At 37.3% G+C, this 22,363-nt stretch carries 21 protein-coding genes; 18 read left to right on the plus strand and 3 right to left on the minus strand.

Going from position 1 to position 22,363, the window contains the following annotated elements; genetic code table 11:
* Positions 1 to 103 precede the first annotated feature (103 nt).
* The 17 genes from rimP to glyA all read left to right on the plus strand — a co-directional run bounded on the left by rimP (position 104) and on the right by glyA (position 17,825).
* Positions 104 to 583: a ribosome maturation factor RimP gene (rimP, locus tag LACPOB_RS0106700; protein WP_017868060.1), complete on the plus strand. Its 480-nt coding sequence runs from the start codon at positions 104 to 106 to the stop codon at positions 581 to 583.
* A gap of 30 nt (positions 584 to 613) precedes the next feature.
* Positions 614 to 1,804 carry a transcription termination factor NusA gene (nusA, locus tag LACPOB_RS0106705; RefSeq protein WP_017868061.1) on the plus strand — a complete coding sequence of 397 codons (1,191 nt, stop codon included), beginning with the start codon at positions 614 to 616 and terminating at the stop codon, positions 1,802 to 1,804.
* A gap of 17 nt (positions 1,805 to 1,821) precedes the next feature.
* Positions 1,822 to 2,121, plus strand: a complete 300-nt coding sequence (rnpM, locus tag LACPOB_RS0106710) for an RNase P modulator RnpM (protein ID WP_017868062.1) — start codon at positions 1,822 to 1,824, stop codon at positions 2,119 to 2,121.
* Complete coding sequence (locus LACPOB_RS0106715; protein WP_017868063.1) at positions 2,111 to 2,416, plus strand: L7Ae/L30e/S12e/Gadd45 family ribosomal protein; 306 nt, start codon at positions 2,111 to 2,113, stop codon at positions 2,414 to 2,416. Before rnpM ends, LACPOB_RS0106715 begins: the two co-directional genes overlap by 11 nt.
* A gap of 77 nt (positions 2,417 to 2,493) precedes the next feature.
* A complete protein-coding gene (gene infB / locus LACPOB_RS0106720) occupies positions 2,494 to 4,812 on the plus strand; it encodes a translation initiation factor IF-2 (protein WP_017868064.1) in 2,319 nt (772 codons plus the stop codon).
* Between the two features lie 55 nt (positions 4,813 to 4,867).
* Positions 4,868 to 5,224, plus strand: coding sequence for a 30S ribosome-binding factor RbfA (rbfA, locus tag LACPOB_RS0106725; protein WP_017868065.1), 357 nt, complete (start codon positions 4,868 to 4,870; stop codon positions 5,222 to 5,224).
* A gap of 183 nt (positions 5,225 to 5,407) precedes the next feature.
* Positions 5,408 to 6,328 carry a tRNA pseudouridine(55) synthase TruB gene (gene truB, locus LACPOB_RS0106730; protein WP_017868066.1) on the plus strand — a complete coding sequence of 307 codons (921 nt, stop codon included), beginning with the start codon at positions 5,408 to 5,410 and terminating at the stop codon, positions 6,326 to 6,328.
* A gap of 13 nt (positions 6,329 to 6,341) precedes the next feature.
* Positions 6,342 to 7,304 (plus strand): riboflavin biosynthesis protein RibF, encoded by a 963-nt coding sequence (gene ribF, locus LACPOB_RS0106735; protein ID WP_017868067.1) that lies wholly within the window; start codon positions 6,342 to 6,344, stop codon positions 7,302 to 7,304.
* Positions 7,305 to 7,430: 126 nt separating this feature from the next.
* Entirely contained in the window at positions 7,431 to 8,462 is a 1,032-nt protein-coding gene (hrcA, locus tag LACPOB_RS0106740) for a heat-inducible transcriptional repressor HrcA (protein ID WP_017868068.1), read from the plus strand.
* 17 nt (positions 8,463 to 8,479) lie between these two features.
* Positions 8,480 to 9,055 (plus strand): nucleotide exchange factor GrpE, encoded by a 576-nt coding sequence (grpE, locus tag LACPOB_RS0106745; protein WP_017868069.1) that lies wholly within the window; start codon positions 8,480 to 8,482, stop codon positions 9,053 to 9,055.
* Between the two features lie 50 nt (positions 9,056 to 9,105).
* Complete coding sequence (dnaK, locus tag LACPOB_RS0106750; RefSeq protein WP_017868070.1) at positions 9,106 to 10,965, plus strand: molecular chaperone DnaK; 1,860 nt, start codon at positions 9,106 to 9,108, stop codon at positions 10,963 to 10,965.
* A 109-nt stretch (positions 10,966 to 11,074) separates the two neighbouring features.
* Entirely contained in the window at positions 11,075 to 12,202 is a 1,128-nt protein-coding gene (gene dnaJ / locus LACPOB_RS0106755) for a molecular chaperone DnaJ (RefSeq protein WP_017868071.1), read from the plus strand.
* 166 nt (positions 12,203 to 12,368) lie between these two features.
* Positions 12,369 to 12,881, plus strand: a complete 513-nt coding sequence (locus tag LACPOB_RS0106760) for a nucleoside 2-deoxyribosyltransferase (protein ID WP_017868072.1) — start codon at positions 12,369 to 12,371, stop codon at positions 12,879 to 12,881.
* Positions 12,882 to 12,943: 62 nt separating this feature from the next.
* Entirely contained in the window at positions 12,944 to 13,495 is a 552-nt protein-coding gene (locus tag LACPOB_RS0106765) for a GNAT family N-acetyltransferase (protein WP_017868073.1), read from the plus strand.
* An 85-nt stretch (positions 13,496 to 13,580) separates the two neighbouring features.
* Positions 13,581 to 14,432 carry an alpha/beta hydrolase gene (locus LACPOB_RS0106770; RefSeq protein WP_017868074.1) on the plus strand — a complete coding sequence of 284 codons (852 nt, stop codon included), beginning with the start codon at positions 13,581 to 13,583 and terminating at the stop codon, positions 14,430 to 14,432.
* Positions 14,433 to 14,700: 268 nt separating this feature from the next.
* Positions 14,701 to 16,431, plus strand: coding sequence for a pyruvate oxidase (locus LACPOB_RS0106775; protein WP_017868075.1), 1,731 nt, complete (start codon positions 14,701 to 14,703; stop codon positions 16,429 to 16,431).
* A 134-nt stretch (positions 16,432 to 16,565) separates the two neighbouring features.
* The gene (gene glyA / locus LACPOB_RS0106780; protein ID WP_017868076.1) at positions 16,566 to 17,825 is read left to right on the plus strand and encodes a serine hydroxymethyltransferase; all 1,260 of its coding nucleotides are present in this window, start codon (positions 16,566 to 16,568) and stop codon (positions 17,823 to 17,825) included.
* Between the two features lie 112 nt (positions 17,826 to 17,937).
* Here glyA and LACPOB_RS0106785 read toward each other — a convergent pair whose 3' ends face one another.
* Positions 17,938 to 18,441 (minus strand): GNAT family N-acetyltransferase, encoded by a 504-nt coding sequence (locus LACPOB_RS0106785; RefSeq protein WP_017868077.1) that lies wholly within the window; start codon positions 18,439 to 18,441, stop codon positions 17,938 to 17,940.
* 229 nt (positions 18,442 to 18,670) lie between these two features.
* On the opposite strand from LACPOB_RS0106785, the gene LACPOB_RS0106790 reads away from it, so the two are divergent.
* Positions 18,671 to 19,510 (plus strand): aldo/keto reductase, encoded by an 840-nt coding sequence (locus tag LACPOB_RS0106790; protein ID WP_017868078.1) that lies wholly within the window; start codon positions 18,671 to 18,673, stop codon positions 19,508 to 19,510.
* Positions 19,511 to 19,555: 45 nt separating this feature from the next.
* On the opposite strand, the gene LACPOB_RS0106795 is transcribed toward LACPOB_RS0106790, so the two are convergent.
* Both LACPOB_RS0106795 and spxB read right to left on the minus strand, forming a co-directional pair.
* Positions 19,556 to 20,275 (minus strand): hypothetical protein, encoded by a 720-nt coding sequence (locus LACPOB_RS0106795; protein WP_017868079.1) that lies wholly within the window; start codon positions 20,273 to 20,275, stop codon positions 19,556 to 19,558.
* A 147-nt stretch (positions 20,276 to 20,422) separates the two neighbouring features.
* A complete protein-coding gene (gene spxB, locus LACPOB_RS0106800) occupies positions 20,423 to 22,198 on the minus strand; it encodes a pyruvate oxidase (RefSeq protein WP_040532959.1) in 1,776 nt (591 codons plus the stop codon).
* Positions 22,199 to 22,363 lie beyond the last annotated feature (165 nt).

Genomic DNA, 22,363 nt, shown 5'->3' on the forward strand with positions numbered 1-22,363 from the left:
ACTTGATAACTCGTAATGAGTGGGCAGAAATGCTCACTCTTTTTATTGGAAACGATCAGAAATATATATTAACAGAAATGTTTATTGGTAAGGAGGACAAGGCGTGAGCAGTGTCGTTGAAACGGTAACGGATTTGGTAGCACCTATTTTAGAGAAACATAATTTTGAACTTGTTGATATTGAATTTGTTAAAGAAGGGCAAAGTTGGTATTTACGAGTCTTTATTGATAAAGAAGGTGGCATTACAATTGACGAATGTGCTTTGATCAGTGATGAGCTTAGCGAAAAATTGGATACATGTGATCCAGATCCAATTCAACAAGCTTACTACTTGGAGGTTTCTTCGCCTGGGGCGGAGCGTCCTTTGAAAAAAGAACGCGATTTCGAAAATGCTGCTGCGAAGCAAGCTAATATTTTTGTCACATTATATGAAAAAATCGATGGTAATAAACAATATGAAGGTCATTTGATCAATTTAACAGCAGACGAATTGACAATTGAGTATCGGGAGAAAACACGTAAAAAAGAAGTTGTTATTCCACGTGATAAAATTGCCAAGGCCCGCTTAGCGATAGAATTTTAAATACAGATGTTAAACAAGGAGTAAAATAAAATGAGTAAGGAATTACTTGGAGCCTTAGATTCTTTAGAAACGGAAAAAGGCGTCAAAAAAGAAATAGTGATCGAAGCGTTGGAAAGTGCATTAGTTTCGGCATATAAACGAAACTATGGACAAGCTCAAAATGTGGAGGTTGAATTTGACCAAGTTCGGGGTAACATTCATGTTTATGCAGTCAAAGAAGTCGTTAATGAAGTCTTTGATTCACGTTTAGAAGTTAGCTTGAAAGAAGCACTTGAGATCAATAAAGCGTACGAGATCGGGGACACGATCCGTTTTGAGGTCACACCTAAAGATTTCGGACGGATAGCTGCTCAGACTGCAAAACAAGTGATTATGCAACGGGTGCGGGAAGAAGAACATAATATTATTTACAATCAGTACATTCAATATGAAAACGAAATCGTGACTGGTGAAGTAGAACGACGTGATAACCGTTATATTTATGTAAACTTGGGTAAAGTAGAAGCTTTATTATCACGCCAAGATCAAATTGAAGGCGAAGAGTATAAATCGCATGATCGTATTAAAGTTTATATTTATAAGGTTGAAAATTCTTCCAAGGGCCCTCAAGTCTTTGTTAGCCGGTCACATCCGGATTTGTTAAAACGTTTATTTGAACAAGAGATACCTGAAATTTATGATGGAACAGTTGAAATTTTGTCGATTGCTCGTGAAGCAGGAGATCGTGCCAAAGTTGCGGTGCGTTCAAATAATGAAAATGTTGATCCAGTTGGAACTTGTGTGGGGCCGAGAGGTGAACGCATTCAAACAATTGTCAATGAACTAAAAGGTGAAAATATGGATATTGTTCAATGGCAAGAAGATCCGGCAGATTTTATCTCTAATGCTTTAAACCCTGCGGATGTATTGGAAGTTCGCTTCGATCCTGAAAATGAACATGTTTGTACAGTAGTTGTACCAGATGACCAGCTTTCCTTGGCAATTGGTAAACGTGGTCAAAATGTCCGCCTAGCCGCTAGACTAACTGGATATAAGATCGACATTAAGTCCGAATCAGATATGCAAGCCGCTGATGACCAAGCGGTAGCAGATGAAACTGAATCACAAGATACAGTGGAAACAGACAATACTGAAAATCAAGCTACAGATACAAATGATGAAGGACTAAATGAAGATTTATCAGAGTCTGCAGAAGAAATAGACCCAGGTTCAAAAAATTAATTAGGGGGTGGTCTAACATGGCAAAAAAGAAGATCCCGATGCGCAAGGATATTGTAACAGGTGAGATGTTTCCTAAAAAAGAATTAGTTCGTGTTGTTAAGAACAAAGAAAACGAAGTTAGCCTTGATCCGACTGGTAAAAAACAAGGTCGTGGAGCATATATTCGTTTAGATGTTCCAGTAGCCAAGCAGGCACAGACAGATAAAGTTTTTGATAAAACTTTTGGTGTGAAGATCGATCCTTCATTTTATGAAGAATTGATTGCATATGTTGATCATCAGGTTGCACGTATGGAATTGTTTGGCGATGGAAAATAGACAAAAAGTTTTAAACTTATTAGGTCTCGCTATGCGAGCAAGAAAAGTTATTACAGGGACGGATACGGTTTTAAAACAAGTGCGAGCACGGCAAGTTGTGTTAGTTTTTGTAGCTAATAACTGTGCTGAAAATACTCGCAAAAGATTTAATGATAAGTGCCGGAGCTATGATATTAGTCTATCTCAAGTTTATAGTGAACGTGAGATCAGTACTGCGATCGGACAAAAGAGAAGTGTGATCGCGGTGACTGATAAGGGCTTCGGTCGTAAAATGCTTGAGTTACTGTCGACTTAGACGGATCCAAACGGAGTATCGTTTGGTTCGTTTAGCACAGACAGATACTCCGCAGAATTTAATCGGAGGTTGATGGTATGAGCAAAAAACGAATTTATGAGTTAGCTAAAGAATTAAATGTAAACAGCAAAGATGTAATTAAAGTTGCCGAAGACAAGGGATTTAGTGTCGGTAATCATATGTCTGTTTTAGGTGAAAATGAAGAGCGACAGATTCGTGAATTTTATCGTCCGAAAAGGAAAGTGGTTAATAAAAAAGTGAACGAAAAGAAAAATGAACATTCTAAAAAAACAGTTGGTCAAAAGGGCCAACATAGTGAGAATAAAAATAGTGCGCATAATAATCCTCATAGAAACAATGGGCACAGTTCAACTAAGCCTGTAAACAAGGGGACAAATAATCGTCCTGTAAATAAACAAAATAACCGGACCCATAATAATAGCAATAAAACTAATGAAACTAGAAACGCTCGTTCAAACGGCCCTCGCTCTAATAACAGGTTCAACAATAATTCGGGCAATAGCAATAACCGGAACAAGAACTTTAAAAAGAAAAATCGTCGTAATAATGGCCGTCGCAATAATCGGAATGTCAATATTAAGCATAATCCGGCACCACAACGTAAGAATAAGCCGTTACCAGATAAGCTGATCTATACAGTTGGAATGAACGTAGCTGATATTGCTAAAAAGATTCACCGTGAGCCAGCTGAGATCATCAAAAAATTATTTATGATGGGTGTTATGGTCAATCAAAATCAGTCGCTAGATAAAGATACGATTGAAATTTTAGCAGCTGACTATGGGATCGAAGCCGAAGAAAAAGTACAAGTTGATGTTTCTGATATTGATAAGTTCTTTGATGAAGAAGAAAAGAACCAGGAACATCTTGAAGCTCGTCCACCAGTAGTGACGATCATGGGACATGTTGACCATGGTAAGACTACATTACTGGACCAATTGCGTAATTCTCATATTACAGAAGGCGAAGCTGGTGGGATCACACAGCATATCGGTGCTTATCAATTGCACCATGATGATAAGACGATCACTTTCTTGGATACTCCAGGACACGCAGCATTTACTAATATGCGAGCACGTGGGGCTGATATTACTGACGTAACCATTTTAGTTGTTGCTGCTGACGATGGCGTAATGCCACAGACGATCGAAGCTATCAACCATGCGAAAGCTGCGGAAGTTCCGATCATTGTTGCAGTTAACAAGATCGATAAGCCAGGTGCAAATCCTAACCATGTGATGGAACAGTTGGCCGAATATGGTTTGATCCCTGAAAGTTGGGGTGGCGATACGATCTTTGTCGAGATTTCTGCTAAGTTTGGTAAGAATATTGATGAACTGTTAGATATGATCTTACTTGAATCAGAAATGTTAGAATTAAAAGCTAACCCACAACAGCACGGTGCCGGTTCTGTAATTGAAGCTCGTTTAGATAAGGGTAAAGGACCAGTTGCTTCATTGCTTGTACAACAAGGTACGTTGCATACTGGTGATCCAATCGTTGTTGGTGATACCTTTGGACGAGTTCGTACTATGACGAATGCCCGTGGTAAACGGATCAAAGAAGCTACACCAGCTACACCGGTTGAAATTACTGGTTTGAGTGATGTTCCTTCTTCAGGTGATAGGTTTATTGGGTTTGATGATGAAAAAACTGCACGTGCAGCCGGTCAAAAACGGGCCGAGCAATCTGTATTGCGTGAACGTCAAAAAACAAATCATGTTACTTTGGATAATTTATTTGATACCTTAAAAGAAGGCGAACTTAAAGAAGTTAGTGTTATTATTAAGGCTGACGTTCAAGGCTCAGTTGAAGCTTTGGCTCAAAGTTTCAGAAAAATCGATGTTGAAGGTGTTCGTGTCAATATTATTCATGAGGCTGTTGGTGCAATCAACGAAAGTGACGTGACCTTGGCCGAAGCATCTAATGCTATCATCGTTGGTTTTAACGTTCGTCCGACACCAAGAGCGCGTGCTCAGGCTGATTCAGATAAAGTTGATATTCGTTTGCATAATGTTATCTATAAAGCAATCGATGAAATCGAAACTGCTATGAAGGGTATGTTGGAACCAGAATATCAAGAAAAAGTTACTGGTCAAGTCGAGATCCGTGAAACTTATAAGGTTTCTAAGCTTGGGACTATCGGCGGTGGTTATGTAATGAATGGTTATATCCAACGTGATAGTGGTGTACGTGTGATCCGTGACGGCATCGTAATTTATGAAGGCAAATTAGCTAGTTTGAAGCGTTTCAAAGATGATGTTAAGCAGGTCAAACAAGGATTTGAATGTGGTTTGATGATTGAAAAATATAATGATATTAAAGTTGGCGATCAAATCGAAGCTTATATCATGGAAGAAGTACCAGTTAACTAAAATAGTAATTGGATAAAATAGACTGACCTCAGTCAGCAGTTAAAGGAGGATAATGATGGCACAACAAATACGTGTTGGTCGTTTGGCGCAAGAAATTCAACGCGAAGTCAACGATATTTTACAAAAACGTGTGCGTGACCCGCGGGTAACGGGTATAACTATTACGGGCGTTGATGTGACTGGTGACTTACAGCATGCCACCATATATTACAGTATCTTGTCAGATTTAGCTTCTGATCAGGAGAAAACTGCCAAAGGGCTTAAAAAAGCAACTGGTTTGATCAGAGGAGAACTTGGGCATAGGTTGAGTATCTATGTGACTCCAGAAATTGAATTTAAGCAGGATAAATCAGAACAATATGGTGAACATATTGATGATCTGTTGCGTAAGTTGCATCAAGAGGAACAATAGATATACTGAAGATGTTTTGTGTAAAGTAAAAGACATAAGTTAATTACTTTATTTTAAAACAGATTCGGCAAAGTGCCGCTGCAAAACATTGTTTTGTAGCGGCTTTTTTAAAAAGTGTTAAATTATTCTTTAATTTTGAGGTTAGTTCAGATAAATATTAGCGTAAAAGGTGAGGGGATTTTGATGGACGGAATTTTGCCATTATACAAGGAAAGCGGAATGACTAGTAACGACGCAGTCTTTAAATGTAGAAAAATCTTTAAAACTAGGAAAGTTGGTCATTCAGGAACGCTTGATCCTAATGTAGATGGAGTATTGCCAATTTGTATTGGTCATGCAACAAAAGTGGTTAATTATATGATGGATTCTGGTAAAGTTTATCAAGGTGAGATCACGCTTGGTTTTTCGACTGAAACGGAAGACTTAGAAGGTGATGTTATAGATAGAAAAGTAATTAAGGGGCAGATACCAACTACTCAGATAGATGAAAAGATGCAAGAATTGACTGGAACTATGATTCAGATCCCGCCAATGTATTCGGCTATTAAAGTCAATGGGCGTCGCTTATACGATTATGCTCGACATCATGAACAGGTAAAGCGCCCTGAGCGAAAAATTACGGTTGATTATTTTAAACAGATCCGTCCAACGATTTTCGATCCTGAAACAGGACAACAAAGAATATTTTTTGAAGTTGGTTGCCAAAAGGGAACCTACGTGCGTACTTTGGCCGTTGATTTGGGAAAAAAGCTTAAAGTGCCAGCTGTCATGTCAGATTTGACACGATTAGAAAGTGGCGGTTTTTCACTTGAAGAGTCGATCAGTATTGAAAAGTTAGGTAAAATGGACGAGGAACAACTTGCACAAGTTTTACGTCCTGCTAGTCATGCTTTACGCAAATATACTAGCTATGAACTGTCTGATGAGGAATGGAATTCTATCAAAAATGGTGGCTTTTTAATACCAAAAAATATGTATTGTCAAAAAAAAGAAGTTCCGGATGATAAGCTCGTTTTGTTTTACGAAAATCGCGTACGTTGTCTTTATTATTACAATGCATCTAAAAAAAGATATCAGCCGGAGCAAATGATCGACTTAGTGTGAAAGGAAAGTGAAAATGCAAGTTATTAATTTATCTGAACCTTATAACAAGAATTTAATACCTGCTGAACCAGTTGTATTAGCTTTGGGTTTTTTTGATGGTGTTCATCGTGGCCATCAAAGGGTAATTAAAAAAGCCCAAGAAATAGCTCATAATAAGGGTGCTAAGTTGGCAGTTATGACTTTTGACCGATATCCTAAAATAGCATATAAAAGCTTAGATCCAACGCAAGTCCGTTATTTGACGCTTTTGGATCGCAAATTAGAGTTGTTTGCAGAAATTGGTGTTGATATTACCTATGTAGTGGAATTTAATCAAAACCTAGTGCCAATGAGCCCACAAGATTTTGTAGATAAATATATCTTCGATTTGCATGTAGTAACAGCAGTAGCTGGTTTTGACTTTACTTATGGAAAAGCTTCAATTGCAAATATGCAGATGTTGCCACAGTATGCGAATGGTCGTTTTGATGTATATGAGGTACCAGAACTACAAGAAAGTGCAGAAAAAGTTGGGTCTACTCAGATCAAGAATGCCTTAGATCATGGAGAAATTGAAAAAGGTAACAACTTATTGGGATACCCATTTGAAATTTCAGGGGTAGTTGTTCACGGTGAAGCACGTGGTCGACAACTTGGTTTCCCAACGATCAATGTGAAAAGTGGTAAACAACAAAAGCTCCCTACCGTAGGAGTGTACGCTGTGAAGGTTGAAATTGATCATGACTGGTTTGATGGTATGGCTTCAGTTAGTCGCAATGAAACTTTTGGACCTGATCGTGGGATCACAGTTGAAATCAATTTGTTTGACGTACAAGCTGACTTTTATGACAAAAAAGTGCGTGTCCAATGGTTTAAATATTTACGACCATCTGTCAAATTCTCAGGAGCAGCAGAATTAGTTGATCAAATGAAAAAAGATGAAAAAAATTCTAGAGCAATTTTAAAGAGAGAATGTCCAATAGAGGCATTAAAATAGGCTTTTAAGTCTTTTTGAAAGACTTTCAAAAAACATTGACTTTCCTTGACGTTTCGACAGATGTCGTGTATATTAATAATTGACTTAGCACTCAGGTGTGTTAAGTGCTAAAAAGAGGTGATTGTGATGTTAACAGAAAGACAATTACTGATTTTGGAGACGATTATTCAGGACTACGCGAATGTTGGTCAGCCGATTGGTTCTAAGAAACTACAAGAACAGTTACCAGTTCATGTTAGTTCAGCTACGATCAGAAATGAGATGGCTGTTTTAGAGCGAGCTGGTTACATTATGAAAGAACATTCAAGTTCTGGACGCGTCCCATCATTAAGTGGCTACCGTTATTATATTGATAATATCGTTAAGCCAGCTCAATTAGATCAAAAAGCACTCGGCGTTATCCGAAATGCTTTAGCAAATAATTTTTCTAAAGTCGATGAGATCATTGCAATGTCCGCTAGACTTTTATCTCGCTTGACTGACTATACGGCAATTTCATTAAAGCCTGGTTCAAAAGATGTTAAACTTGAAGGTTTTAGGTTAGTTCCATTAGGAAGTTCACAAGTTATGTTGATCATGGTAACGAGTGATGGCACAGTTGAAAGTCAAATATATAATGTTCCAGTAGGGATACATGGTGATCAATTAGAAGCTGTTGTTCGTTTGATCAATGAGGAAGTTGTTGGTTTGCCAATTGATGAGGTGAGCGCTAAATTGCAGCTGAATGCCCCAAAATTACGTAAATATTTACGTGGGTCGATCAGTTTACTTGATGTTTTCGATAATGTTTTGGGCAAAGCCGTGCATCAGCAAGTCTTTGTGGATGGAAAGAAAAATTTGCTAAACTATTTAACTAACGATAATATTGAACAGGTTAAATCAGTTTATAGTCTAGTTGATCATGGTTCTGGTTTAGATGAACTGCTGGAAACTAACCGTGATTTTGCTGTTATCATTGGCGATGAATTATCCGACAATCTATTAAGTGATTATAGTTTGATTTCGGCTAAATACCATGATGGTAACAATGGCGAGGGATTAATTGCTATTTTAGGCCCAACCAACATGCAATATTCCAAGGTCTTGGGTTTAGTTGATGCGCTTCGATTTGAATTATCGCAACGACTCAGCAATTATTATCGTGACTTTAATGAATAAAGAAAAGGGGTGTTGATTTGGCCGACGAAAAAAATATGAATGAAAAGGCAGAAACACAAGAGCAAGAAAGTGCAACTGCCAAAAATTCTGAACAAGAAGATCCTAAGCAAGATGTTTCAGAAGAAAAAGTAGATCCACAACAGGCTAAGATTGATGAACTGTCAAAAAAGCTTGAAGAATCAGAAGATAAGTATTTACGGGCACAAGCTGAAATTGCTAACACACAAAATAGATATCAAAAAGAGCAAGAGCGCTTATTGAAATACAAAGGCCAAGATATTGCTAAAGCTATTTTGCCTGCAGTAGACAATTTGAATCGTGCACTGGATATCGAGGTTGATGATGAAAGTTCTCAGCAATTGAAAAAAGGCGTCGAAATGGTTGCCAATGATATCCAAAGTGCGTTATCAAATAATGACGTTGTTAAAATGGATGCTTTAAATAAAAAATTCGATCCTAATTTTCACCAGGCTGTTAAGACAGTTCCAGTAGAAAAGGGACAAGAATCTGATATGATCGTTGAGGTATATCAAGAAGGTTATATGCTCAAGGATCGTGTTTTAAGACCTGCAATGGTCGTCGTTGCACAATAAATTTGTTAAATACTATTAATAAAATTAATTTTTAAGAGAGGTAGAATTGTATGTCAAAAGTTATTGGTATTGATTTAGGGACCACAAACTCTGCAGTTGCTGTTCTTGAAGGTAAAGACCCAAAGATCATCGCAAATCCTGAAGGAAATCGTACAACACCATCTGTAGTTGCATTTAAAGATGGTGAAACACAGGTTGGTGAAGTTGCTAAACGTCAGGCTATTACTAACCCTGATACTGTTTCTTCAATCAAGAGTCATATGGGTGAAGCTAATTATAAGGTTTCAGCAAATGGCAAAGATTATACACCACAAGAAGTTTCCGCAATGATTTTACAACATTTAAAGGAATATGCTGAATCATATTTGGGTGAATCAGTGACACAGGCTGTTATTACGGTACCAGCTTACTTTAATGATTCGCAACGTCAAGCAACTAAAGACGCTGGTAAGATCGCTGGATTAAAGGTAGAAAGAATTGTCAATGAACCAACAGCTGCTGCTTTAGCTTATGGTTTGGATAAAACAGATAAAGACGAAAAGATCATGGTTTATGACCTTGGTGGTGGTACTTTTGATGTTTCTATCCTTGAATTAGGTGATGGAGTATTCCAAGTACTTTCTACTAATGGTGATACACACCTTGGTGGTGATGACTTTGATAACAAGATCATTAACTGGTTAGTTGCAGAATTCAAACAAGAAAATGGCATCGATCTTTCCAAAGATAAGATGGCTATGCAACGTTTGAAGGATGCTGCAGAAAAGGCTAAGAAAGATTTGTCTGGTATTTCATCTGCACAAATTTCCTTACCGTTTATTACCGCTGGTGATGCAGGTCCATTGCATTTAGAAACAACTTTGACACGTGCTAAGTTTAATGAATTAACTTCTGACTTAGTTGAAAAAACACGTGTCCCCGTTCAAAATGCTTTATCTGACGCTGGTTTATCAAATAACGATGTTGACGAAGTTATCTTAGTTGGTGGTTCAACACGTATCCCTGCTGTTAAGGAATTAGTTGAAAAAGAAACTGGTCACAAGCCAAATGAATCAGTTAACCCTGATGAAGCTGTTGCTTTGGGTGCTGCTATTCAAGCTGGTGTTATCACTGGTGATGTTAAAGACGTTGTTTTATTGGACGTTACTCCATTATCACTAGGTATTGAAACAATGGGCGGTGTGTTTACTAAGTTGATCGATCGTAATACTACGATCCCAACATCTAAGTCGCAAACATTCTCAACAGCTGCTGATAACCAACCGGCCGTTGATATCCATGTTTTGCAAGGTGAACGTCCAATGGCTGCTGATAACAAGACATTAGGTCGTTTCCAATTGGCAGATATTCCTGCAGCTCCTCGTGGTGTACCACAGATTCAAGTTACATTTGATATCGATAAGAATGGTATCGTAAATGTTTCAGCTAAGGATCTTGGCACAAACAAGGAACAAAAGATCACTATCAAGAGTTCTTCCGGTCTTTCTGATGACGAAATTGATCGTATGGTCAATGAAGCCAAAGAAAATGAAGAAAATGATAAGAAACGTAAAGAAGAAGTTGATCTGAAGAACGAAGTCGATCAATTGATCTTCCAAACGGATAAGACTTTGGATGAAGTTAAAGATAACAATGCTGTTAGCGAAGATGAAGTTCAAAAAATCAAGGATGCTCGTGACGACTTGAAGAAAGCGCAAGAGGCTGACAATGTTGATGACATGAAGTCTAAGAAAGATGACTTAACTAAGTTAGTCCAAGATATGTCAGTTAAACTTTATCAACAAGCCCAAGAAGCACAAAAAGCTCAAGGCGGCGATGCTAGTGACTCATCATCTTCAGACGACAATGGTTCTGATGATGACACAGTAAATGGTGATTTTAAAGAAGTCGATCCGGACGACAAGAACTAATTAGTTAACCGTAATTTAAAAAGTCGAAGTCCGATACTGGACTTTGACTTTTTATTTGAATTTAGATGTGATAAGCTGATAAGAACGTAAGATGAATTGGAGGACGGATATGGCTGAACAAAGAGATCCATATGAAGTTCTTGGAGTTTCCAAGGATGCTTCTGCTGATGAAATTAAAAAAGCATATCGGAAATTATCTAAGAAATATCACCCGGATATAAATCATGAAGAGGGTGCAGAAGAAAAGTTTAAAGAAGTAAACGATGCTTATGACATTTTGGGTGATGAAAAAAAGAAAGCCCAATATGATCAATTCGGTTCAACCGGTCAACAAGGCGGTTTTGGTGGCGGAGACTTTGGCGGTTTCGATCAGGGCGGTTTCGGTGATTTCGGTGGATTTGAAGATATATTCGGTTCCTTTTTTGGCGGCGGTGCTGGTCGTGGACGTAATCCAAATGGTCCACGTCAAGGCCGTGACTTGCAATATGAAATGCATTTAACTTTTGAAGAGGCCATTTTTGGTAAAAAATCTACGGTTGATTATACCCGTGAAGCACAATGTAAAACTTGTGGTGGTAATGGCGCCAAACCAGGCACATCACCAGAAACTTGTTCTAAGTGTGGTGGCCGAGGGTTCGTGCAAGTACAACGTCAAACACCACTTGGCCGTGTAATGACACAACAACAATGTGATCAATGTAACGGTACTGGGAAAGAAATCAAAGAGAAATGTGAAACTTGCCATGGTAGTGGTAGGGTTCAAGAAAAACATGCAGTTGAAGTCACTGTTCCAGCTGGTGTTGAAGATGGGAACCAAATGCGTTTACAAGGACAAGGTGAAGCTGGGAAAAATGGTGGACCTTATGGTGATTTATATATTATTTTTACGGTTGCACCAAGTAAGATTTACAAACGCGATGGTTCTGAAATTTATTTAGACCAAAATATTTCCTTTGTTCAAGCAGCTTTAGGTGATGAGATCGAAGTTAAAACTGTACATGGCAAAGTTAAGTTAACCATTCCTGCGGGTACTCAAACTGATACTACTTTCCGTTTACGTGGTAAAGGTGCTCCTCGTTTACGTGGTAAAGGTAGCGGTGATGAACGCGTTACGGTTAAAGTTGTTACACCACAAAAGCTTAATAAGAAGCAAAAAGAGGCCTTGCATGATTTTGCATCTGCTTCTGGGGAAAAACCATCTGGTGACGGATCGTTTTTCGATCGTTTTAAAAAGTAAAATGTTTTTAGATAGAGATTCAATTTTTGGATCTCTATTTTTTGGTTCAAAATTAGGGTTGTTATAAAAATAGGTGACAAAACATTTATTTTGAATAATTGCTTTTTGAGAGCATTTTCTATAGAATTGATGTAAGTCTATTAAGTAGAAAATAAGGAGATAAATGATGAGTCTTTCAAAAGAAAATAATGTTGTTTCTGATTTCGATGTTGCACCGGTTAAAGCTTACATTGGTTGTGCTTGGTTTAGTGAAGCACAAGATAAGTTACGACAGGCAGGTTTAAAAGCAGTTGAATCAAATCCAACTGTTAGCCGTAAATTTTCACATTACCCATTAGATTTTCAGTATAAGGATCTAAATGTTAATGATCATCCCGAATTAATGGGTAACGTAGAATGGCAAGTTCAAACATTTCGGGCTGATATTGCTGGGATCAAGGGTTCCGATATTGGTATTATGCTCTTCAATCCTGGTGATATCGATGATGGTATTGCTTATGAATGTGGCGTCTTGGCAACCATGAATAAGCCAATTGTCTTGGTGATACCTGATGATGATGAAACGCCTTTGAATTTAATGATGGCTCATGGTGTGACAAAAGTTATTAAAATTTCTGAATTGGCCGATTTTGATTTTCGCCATATTACTTTAGGAACATATATGGGTAAGGTATTTTAACTAATAAACACATGGCATAATGTTAAAGACATTATGTTTTTTATTTTAGGAGGAAAATTATCATGAATTTAAAACTCAGCTTAACTGATCCCCAAAAAGAAGATTTTAAAAAAGTATATTCGCTTTATCAGGCGGCTTTTCCGGCCGAAGAATTGTATCCGGACGATTTATTATTCAGCCATTTTTCCGATACTAATAATGAATTTTGGAGTATTTACGATGATGCTCAGTGGGTTGGTTTAGTTTATTGTATGACTGAAAGGGATTTGACTTATATTGGATTTTTAGCCATCGATCCCGATTTAAGAGGGGAAGGCTATGGCAGTGCTACATTAGCCTTAGTTAAAGAAAAATATTCAACAAATCGTGTTTGTCTATTAATTGAAGAGGTCGCACCTAAGTATTCAGATTACCAAGCACGACGGAAACGCTTATCATTTTATGAAGCGAATGATTTTCAATCGGCTGGATTTAAAATTTCTGAATTAGATGTTCATTATGACTTTTTGGTTGCAGTTGGAAAATCGTTAAGCAGTGCCGAATATCTCTCCTTAATCAATCATTATTGTGGACCAAAATATGCACCGGTAGTTAATTCTCATGTTGTAGAATAATTAAAATAATAGATATTTTATGAGTCGAGTGAAATATAATTCATCGATTTTACCTATGTTAATTTAATAATTGGAGGTTTAAAGTTTGAAGAAAACTATTAAAATTGATAAAAAACGCAGTGGTTTATGGCAAGATAGTGATGTAACTTATGCTCAGGTACCAGGTTGGTTAGGTCATGCAACACGTGATTTGAAATTAACAGTGATCAGGCACTTTGAAAAACAGGAAAAATCAATGCCTTTGTTAGTTTGGTTTGCTGGTGGGGGTTGGATGGATGTTGACCATAATGTTCATTTGCCTAATTTAGTTGATTTCGCTCGTGCGGGGTTTGTTGTAGCAAGTGTTGAATACCGGCATAGTAATATTGCTAACTGGCCTGCCCAACTTGAAGATGCTAAAGCAGCTATTCGTTATCTGAAAGCACACGCGGATAAATACCAAATCAATAAAGATCAGGTGGTCGTGATGGGTGAATCTGCTGGTGGTCATTTAGCTAGTATGACGGCTTTAACTAATGATATGACTGAATATGATCAGGGGAGTTACCTCGATGAAAGTAGTGCTGTTTCAATTGCTATACCATGGTATGGAGTAGTAGATCCGTTATCTGCTAAAGTAAATAGTGCTTCACCTGACTTTGATTTTGTTTACCGTAACTTATTAGGTACAGAACCTGAAGAAGCACCACAACTTGATGCAAAAGCTGATCCACTTCAATATACTGCCCAAAATAAAGTTCCATTTTTGATTTTGCATGGGACCAAAGACGAAGTTGTTCCAGTTGCTGATTCAAGAAAATTATATGAAAAATTGAATGAAAATGGACATGTAACGGATTTAATTGAATTAGAAGGTGCGGTTCATATGGATGAGGCTTACTTACAGCCTGAAATCGTTGATTTGATTATTAGTTTTATTAAAGAAAATTTGGATTAACATCCATTTGGCAAAGTTTGAATTCTTTTTCAGTTATTTTCATGAATTCCTTTCATTAATTTGTGAAAATCCTTTGAAAAAAAGAAAAGATTGCGGTAAACTGAATCTTGCACAATATTCTGTATTGGTAATTAAAGACACGGTATTAATACCGACAGTTGACAAGATCAAATATTCCATATAAGAACATTTTTTCTTTTCTCGTTAGCGTCTTACGCAAGGAAGCCGTGTTCCTAGTAAATTTTTAACAGAGGGAGATAGTACCGTAATGAAAAATGGAGCAGATAGATTAGTAGATGTTTTAACTGCTTGGGGCGTGGACCATGTATATGGTTTACCAGGTGATTCAATTGATACGACAGTCGATGGCATTAGACGCCAATCTGATAAAGTTAAATTTATCCAGGTTCGTCATGAAGAAGTTGGTGCTTTAGCTGCTGCGGCAGAAGCCAAATTGACTGACAAATTAGCAGTTTGTCTTTCAATCGGTGGGCCAGGCGCTATACACATGCTAAACGGTTTATATGATGCAAAAATGGACCATGCACCTGTGTTAGCTTTATTAGGTCAAGTGGAGTCTAACTTGCTTAATACTGGTTTCTTTCAGGAAGTAAATACACCTCAGTTATTTGAAGATGTAGCTGTTTATAACCGTTCGATAACTTCAGTCGATCATTTGGCTGAAACTGTTGACGAAGCTATTCGTACTGCATATGAAAAAAACGGTGTAGCAGTGTTGACTATTCCTGATGATATCCCACAACAAAAATTAGCTACTGCTTTCAAACCAACTGCAGGCTCATTTAAGTTGCAAAAACCAGTTGTTCCTCAAGATGAAGTTGAAGAAGCTGTTGATTTATTGAATCGTGCTAAAAAACCTGTAGCCTTGTTTGGAACAGGTATCAAACACTCTGGTGAGATCATGCAGCGCTTTGTGGAGACTTATAAGATCCCATTTATTCAAACTTTACCTGCTAAAGGATTGATCCCAGATGATCATCTTAATTCATTAGGGCAGGTAGGTAAATTGGGAACTAAGGCTGCTTATCAAACAATGAAATCTGCAGATTTAGTTTTGATGGTCGGAACTAATTATCCTTATACCGCATATCTGCCTAAGCCAGGTCGAGCTAAGAGCATCCAAATCAACCTTGAGCCTAGCCACCTAAATAAACGTTTCCCAGCTGATATCGCTATTCATGGCGATGCAGGTGAAGTTGTTGAAGCAATTTTAAATAGTGGACTAGAACCAACTGATGGGTCATTCTTGGCTAACTGTCAAAAACATATGGATACTTGGAACTCTTGGGTTGAAGAAAAACGAGAATTAAAAAGTCTACCTTTAGCACCAGAAGTTTTATTTGACCAAATTTACAAAACTGCTCCCAAAGATGCTGTTTATGCAATTGATGTTGGTACAGCAACTTCTTGGAGCGCTCGTTATTTGCCAGTTGGTCCTAAGCAACAATATACGATCTCGTCTTGGTTAGGAACGATGGGATGTGCTTTACCAGCTGCAATTGCGGCCTCACAAGTTTATCCAGACCGACAAGTGATCTCGATCAATGGTGATGGTGCTTTTGCAATGGTAATGGAAGATTTTGCTACAGCAGCTAAATATAAAATGCCATTGATCAATATTGTTTTGAATAATCGTAAATTGGCATTTATTCAATATGAGCAACAATCGGCTGGTCAGTTGAACTATGCAATTGATCTAGAAGATATGGATTATGCCAAATTTGCAGAAGCTGCTGGTGGTATTGGTTACACAGTAACTAATAAGCAAGAATTTGATATGGCGCTTAAAAAAGCCTACAAAGTTAAGGACCGTCCAGTTTTGATCAATGCATATGTTGCCGATGATGCACCACTTCCTGGACAAATTGTTGCTGATGAAGCAAAAGGTTATACTAAATTTGGTACGCAGTATCTTTCTAAGAAACATCGTATTCCAAAATTACCACCGATCAAAGATATTATACGTCATTTCTTTTAATTAAATTGTTTAAAGAGGCAGGGATGAGAATCCTTGTCTTTTTATATGTAAGGTTAATTTATATTTATTATGATTTTGTGAATCAATATCATGTTATTATATACTTTAGAAAACAAAAGGGGGCTGATCTTCAGTTGAATTATCAAAAATTAGATCCGGAATTGTGGCAAGCAGTTGAAAATGAGCAACAAAGGCAAGAGAATAATATCGAGCTGATTGCTTCCGAAAATATTGTTTCTCCTGCTGTTAGGGCGGCACAAGGCTCGGTACTGACTAATAAATATTCGGAAGGTTATCCAGGTAAACGATATTACGGTGGCAATGAATATGTTGACATTATTGAAAAATTGGCAATTGATCGTGCTAAGCAGCTTTTTGGAGCTGAATATGCCAATGTACAGCCTCATTCAGGTTCGCAGGCAAATCAAGAAGTTTATGCAGCATTTTTAAATCCTGGAGATAAGATCTTGGGGATGGATCTTAATGCGGGTGGACATTTGTCACACGGAGCGAAGGTCAATTTTAGCGGTAAATTATATCGATCTTTTTCTTATGGTTTAGATTCAGAAACTGAATTGCTTGATTATGCTGAAATTTTGAAAGTTGCACGTGATGTACAGCCTAATTTGATCATTGCAGGTGCTTCAGCTTATAGCCGGACGATCGATTGGGCTAAATTCCGTGAAATAGCTGATGATGTTGGCGCGTATCTAATGGTTGATATGGCCCATATTGCTGGCTTGGTCGCTGCAAAGCTTCATCCAAATCCAGTTTTGTACGCTGATGTTGTTACGACTACTACACATAAAACGTTACGTGGTCCTCGTGGTGGCTTGATACTTGCCAAAGAAAAATATGCAAAAAAAATCAATTCTGCTGTTTTCCCAGGGTCTCAAGGTGGCCCATTAGACCATGTGATCGCAGCGAAAGCAACAATGCTATATGAGGACCTTCAACCAGAATTTAAGGAATATGCGGCTCAAATTATTCGTAACGCACAGGCTATGGCTGATGAGTTTTCTCATTATGATCATATTCGTGTTGTTTCTGGTGGAACTGATAATCATTTGCTGACTTTGGACTTATCACAAACAGAGCTGAATGGGAAACAAGCTCAGGAAGCTTTGGACTCTGTTTCGATCACCACTAACAAAGAAGCAATTCCAGCTGAAAAATTAAGTCCTTTCAAAACTTCTGGTATTCGTCTAGGGACTCCAGCGATCACTACTCGTGGTTTTAAAGAAGATGATTGTCGCCAAGTTGCTCGGCTAATTGTACGAACCATTAATAATCATGATAATGAACTTGAATTAAATAAAATAAAAGAAGAAGTTCATAAGTTAACAGCTGCTCATCCAATTTATGATTATCTCGCACCGATTGAGTTTAAATAGTTTTTTATAAAAAAACTCCGAATAAATTAAAATGCTCCATGATCATTAGCTTTTAATGTCTAACGATCATGGAGCACTTTTTTTTTAGAAAACGACTCTACTGGAAAATAATTTAGTCGGTATCAAAATGTTGACCCATAATAACTAAGTCTAAGTAGTTATTGTCTATTTGTGCCACTTGAGGTAAAAATCCCCAGCGGTTAAAATTTTGTTTTTCAAAAAGAGCAAGACTGGCTGGGTTTTGTTTAAAAATAAAAGCAACAATATTTTTGATCCCTATATATTTAAGTTGGCTCTTTACAAAATTTAGGGTTTTTGTTCCTAAATGGTGACCACGATAATTTTCGTCTATGTACAAACTGATTTCTGCAGTTTGACTATATGCTGCTCTGCCATAAAATGGTTCTAGACCGACCCAACCAATAATGATATTATCTTTTTTGATAGTCCATAAAGGGTATGAATTTTGATTATATTCTTCAAACCAGGACTTTCTGTCAGCAACCGTAACTGGCTGAGTGTCAGCTGTCACCGTTTTTAATTTGATAGTTTGATTATATATTTCGACGATTTTAGGTAGATCACTTTTTTGAGCAAATTCAAATTTAATGTCCATAGATAGTTTTCCTTTCGAAAATTGCTTATTACAATTTAGTTTTATATTAGTATTTAAAGTTGATTTTTCTAAAAATAATAGCAGAGAACATTGTATATAACAAACCGCTTTATTTTTTTTGAGGTTGACATGAGAAAGGCAGCTATTCAACAATAAACATATCACATTATTTTAATAGAAAAATGAGTTACAATATCTATAATGGATATCATAGAGGAGGAAGTAATATATGGCAATACCCAAAGTAGTATTAAACGATGGTTATAAGCTGCCCAAAGTTGGGTTAGGTACTTTTCAGCTACGTGGTGGAATAGGTTATCACCAAATTATTTCAGCGATCAAAGACGGCTATCGTTCAATTGATAGTGCAACAAATTATGATAATGAAGGAATTGTCGGTAAAGCGATCCGAGATTCTGGTGTGCCCCGAGATCAAATATTTGTTTCGTCAAAACTTCCTGGTAAGTATCATGGTTATGATGATGCTTTAAACGCGATCAAAGAATCATTAGCCAGGATGGGCTTGGAATACTTTGATCTATACTTGATTCATTGGCCGCTACCAAAGAGAGGCTTATATGTTGAAGCTTGGAAAGCACTTGTTACTGCTCAAAAACTCGGCTTGATCAAGTCGATCGGTGTTTCCAATTTTGAGCCTGAGCATTTAGATAAGATCATTGCTGAAACTGGAGTAACACCTTCCGTTAATCAAATTGAGATCCACCCATACTGGGTCAATGACCAACGTGTACAAGAAGACGCTAAACGTGGGATAGTAACTGAAGCATGGAGTCCTTTAGGACGCGGTAGTTCAGCTTTAAGTGAACCGATCGTTAAAAAGCTTGCTGAAAAATACGATAAAAATGTTGGGCAGATCATATTAAGGTGGCATATCCAGCGTGGAATCGTACCTCTTCCCAAGTCAACAAATTTAAAACATCAGCGTGCAAACCTTGATGTTTTTGATTTTGAATTAACTGATGATGAAGTTAAAGCAATTAATACTTTGGATCGACAAGATGGACGTATCGACGGACAAGATCCAAATGAATACGAAGAGTTTGAATAATAGGATAGCCTAATTTGGTAGCTTTGTTGTCATAAGACTTTACTGTCAAGACAACGAAGCTGCTTTTTTTAATTGCCTTAACAAAACTTTGTCGGAGATATTAGTTTTACATACGTCTTGCCATTTCCAATTTTCTGGCTGAAGATCTGCAAGGACGGGTTTGATCCACTGATTAGTCGGCAAGAGTTTTAATAAATCATGGGCATTAAATTGTGAAAAAAGAAAGTTTCTACCGTATAGTTGGGAAATTACTTTCTGAAAGTTGTGATCAGTGACTGGCAATAAAAGATGGTTTAGATTATTTCTATTACCAATAAAAAAATAGTTTTGATTTAGTTCTTTGTCTATATCAATTTTGTTATTTTTATTTTTTTCAGTTTTATTTGGTAAATGCAATACACAAACTAATCCTTGTTGTTGAAGGTACATTAAAAAATGTAGCATGGCTAATTCTTGTCTTGTAAATGAAAAAGTGTTTAGCTTTGGCTTAGATAATTGTTTTTCTAGTTGTGATTTTAAATAAACTAGGTTTGCCGGGTTACCAAAATTAAATTCTAATTGTTGGGCGTTTTTAAGCCAAAGAGGGTGATCAGCTAAACGTAATGTAAGCCAAATATTATGAGCTGATCTTAATAGAAAATAGGCACTGTCATTGGTTTTTGAGTAATTAACAGCAACTATAGATTGCGATGGTTTCAGTGAGCAGGATACGCTATGAAATAAATACCTGAAGAATAAAGATCGTTCGGCAGGAAAAACTGTCATTGATTACACCTCGAATAATTTTTTACTTGTAGTTCACAACTTAAATGATAATATACAAAATTCCAAAAATAAAATAAACTCTACGCGGGTAACGCATAAAAAAAGACACATCGGATGATGTGCCTTTTTTTACTTTGAGGTGTGATCTTAGAGTTCAACACCATATTTTTCCAAGTAATATGGGAAAGGTTTTAATTCTGAAGCATCATATTCTTCGAAGAATTCTTCGATCGAACGTTTACCATGAGCTTGTTGGTAACCATCTGAAATGTATTCAACAAAGTGGTCGCCTTCGATCTTAAGTTGTAATTCTTCAACTGGAATACCACGTTTACCTGTGATATTTGCGTCGATCAAAACAGGTTTACCTGCTTTAGAAGTTTCAAGTGCCTCATCAAAAGCAGCTCTCAAATCTTTAGCGTCGTTAACTTCGATACCATGAACGCCCATTGCTTCAGCGATATCTTTAAACTTAGCATCCTTCAAATCGATACCAAAGTTGTTCATTGTCAAGTCATCTTGTTCTGACTTAATGAAACTGAGGTATTGATTAGATGTAATAATGTTAATGACAGGCAAGTTGTATTTGTTCAATGTCAAAAGATCTTGCATAACCATTGAGAACGCACCATCACCTGCAATGTTAAATACCTGGCGTTTTGGGTAAGCGAATTGTGCTGCCATAGCACCTGGAAGCCCCCAGCCCATCGTTGCGAATAGAGCTGAAATAGTCATTTGTTGACCGCGTTTCATATCTAAGAAACGGAAACTGTTAATGATATTATCACCAACATCAACTGAGAAGAGTGCATCTGGCTCAGCAATACGGTTGATTTCACGGTAAATCTGCTCGTATTCAAGGGCGCCTTCAGTTTTGTTCATTAAACTTTCAAGGTAAGCTCTCCAGTCTTTCATGTCTTCTACAGCAGCTTTGTAGAATGGCGATTCTGGTTGTTTTTCACTTAATTTTAGGGCTTTGTCCAAGAATTTGCCAGAATCTGACCAGATACTGTAGTTAAGATAGTGGTGACGACCAAATTTAGACCGATCATTATCGATTTGAACAAATGTAAAGTCATGAGTCCGATAAACTAAGTTAGCAAATGGGAAGTTAGCACCTAATGCGATAACTAGGTCAGCTGAACCAAATACTTCGTCGGCTGCTTTAGATGCAGCACGGTTAGAAGTACCCATGTTACCTGCAAAATGATCGTCTACTTTACCTTTGGCTAGACCAGTGATCACAACAGGAATTTGTAATTTTTCTGATAACTCTTGTAATTTATCTTGGTTATCTTTGATACCTGAACCAACGTGGAAAACAGGGCGTTTAGCCTTTTTGATCATATCAAGTAAATGATTAACTTCTTCGTCAGTCGCTTCAGGTTGTGGAGCTGCTTTTTGGTCTGTTAATTGTGCGGAAGAGAATGGAACATCTTCAATTTCCTCGAAACCAATGTCGTTAGGAATAACAACAACAGAAACACCGTTATTTTTGTATGCTTCACGGATAGCTTTGTCGATTACATATGGCAAGCTTTCTGGAGTCAAAACAACACGGTTATAGTCTGCAACATCAGTAAACATAGGAACTTCTGGAAATTCTTGGAAGTAGTCATAGTTCACATTTGAACGAGGCACCTGTCCTACGATAGCTAATACAGGAACATTATCTTCTTTAGCATCGTATAAACCATTCAATAAGTTAACTGCACCAGGACCAGCTGAACCAAAGGCTACACCAATTTCACCAGTAGCTTTAGCATGACCAGCAGCGGCTAAGGCACCAACTTGTTCATGACGTACTTGTACGTATTTAATGTTTTCTTGTTCAACTTCTAGACCATGTAATGTGGAACTGATCGAACCACCAGGATACCCATAAACATGTTTGACCCCCCAAGATTCTAAAACTTTCATCATCGCAACGCCGGCTTCAACGGTTTGTTGTTTTTGCAAAATAATACATCCTTTCTCTCTGATAAGCTAAAAACCAACACTATTCATTCTACCTTAAAAGAAAATCGCTTACAAGGTTGTACGCAACATTTTTTTAATTTTTTCAAAAAAACTAAAAAATTTCTTTAA

This window comes from Ligilactobacillus pobuzihii E100301 = KCTC 13174 (assembly GCF_000349725.1).
Lineage (GTDB): Bacteria > Bacillota > Bacilli > Lactobacillales > Lactobacillaceae > Ligilactobacillus > Ligilactobacillus pobuzihii.

Coding starts and splice junctions, on each gene's coding strand:
- ribF (WP_017868067.1), top strand. CDS start 6,342: ATGCAAGTTATTAATTTATCTGAACCTTATAACAAGAATTTAATACCT.
- nusA (WP_017868061.1), top strand. CDS start 614: ATGAGTAAGGAATTACTTGGAGCCTTAGATTCTTTAGAAACGGAAAAA.
- dnaJ (WP_017868071.1), top strand. CDS start 11,075: ATGGCTGAACAAAGAGATCCATATGAAGTTCTTGGAGTTTCCAAGGAT.
- LACPOB_RS0106775 (WP_017868075.1), top strand. CDS start 14,701: ATGAAAAATGGAGCAGATAGATTAGTAGATGTTTTAACTGCTTGGGGC.
- LACPOB_RS0106760 (WP_017868072.1), top strand. CDS start 12,369: ATGAGTCTTTCAAAAGAAAATAATGTTGTTTCTGATTTCGATGTTGCA.
- hrcA (WP_017868068.1), top strand. CDS start 7,431: ATGTTAACAGAAAGACAATTACTGATTTTGGAGACGATTATTCAGGAC.
- spxB (WP_040532959.1), bottom strand. CDS start 22,198: ATGATGAAAGTTTTAGAATCTTGGGGGGTCAAACATGTTTATGGGTAT.
- rbfA (WP_017868065.1), top strand. CDS start 4,868: ATGGCACAACAAATACGTGTTGGTCGTTTGGCGCAAGAAATTCAACGC.
- infB (WP_017868064.1), top strand. CDS start 2,494: ATGAGCAAAAAACGAATTTATGAGTTAGCTAAAGAATTAAATGTAAAC.
- rnpM (WP_017868062.1), top strand. CDS start 1,822: ATGGCAAAAAAGAAGATCCCGATGCGCAAGGATATTGTAACAGGTGAG.
- LACPOB_RS0106795 (WP_017868079.1), bottom strand. CDS start 20,275: ATGACAGTTTTTCCTGCCGAACGATCTTTATTCTTCAGGTATTTATTT.
- LACPOB_RS0106790 (WP_017868078.1), top strand. CDS start 18,671: ATGGCAATACCCAAAGTAGTATTAAACGATGGTTATAAGCTGCCCAAA.
- truB (WP_017868066.1), top strand. CDS start 5,408: ATGGACGGAATTTTGCCATTATACAAGGAAAGCGGAATGACTAGTAAC.
- LACPOB_RS0106785 (WP_017868077.1), bottom strand. CDS start 18,441: ATGGACATTAAATTTGAATTTGCTCAAAAAAGTGATCTACCTAAAATC.
- dnaK (WP_017868070.1), top strand. CDS start 9,106: ATGTCAAAAGTTATTGGTATTGATTTAGGGACCACAAACTCTGCAGTT.
- LACPOB_RS0106765 (WP_017868073.1), top strand. CDS start 12,944: ATGAATTTAAAACTCAGCTTAACTGATCCCCAAAAAGAAGATTTTAAA.
- LACPOB_RS0106715 (WP_017868063.1), top strand. CDS start 2,111: ATGGAAAATAGACAAAAAGTTTTAAACTTATTAGGTCTCGCTATGCGA.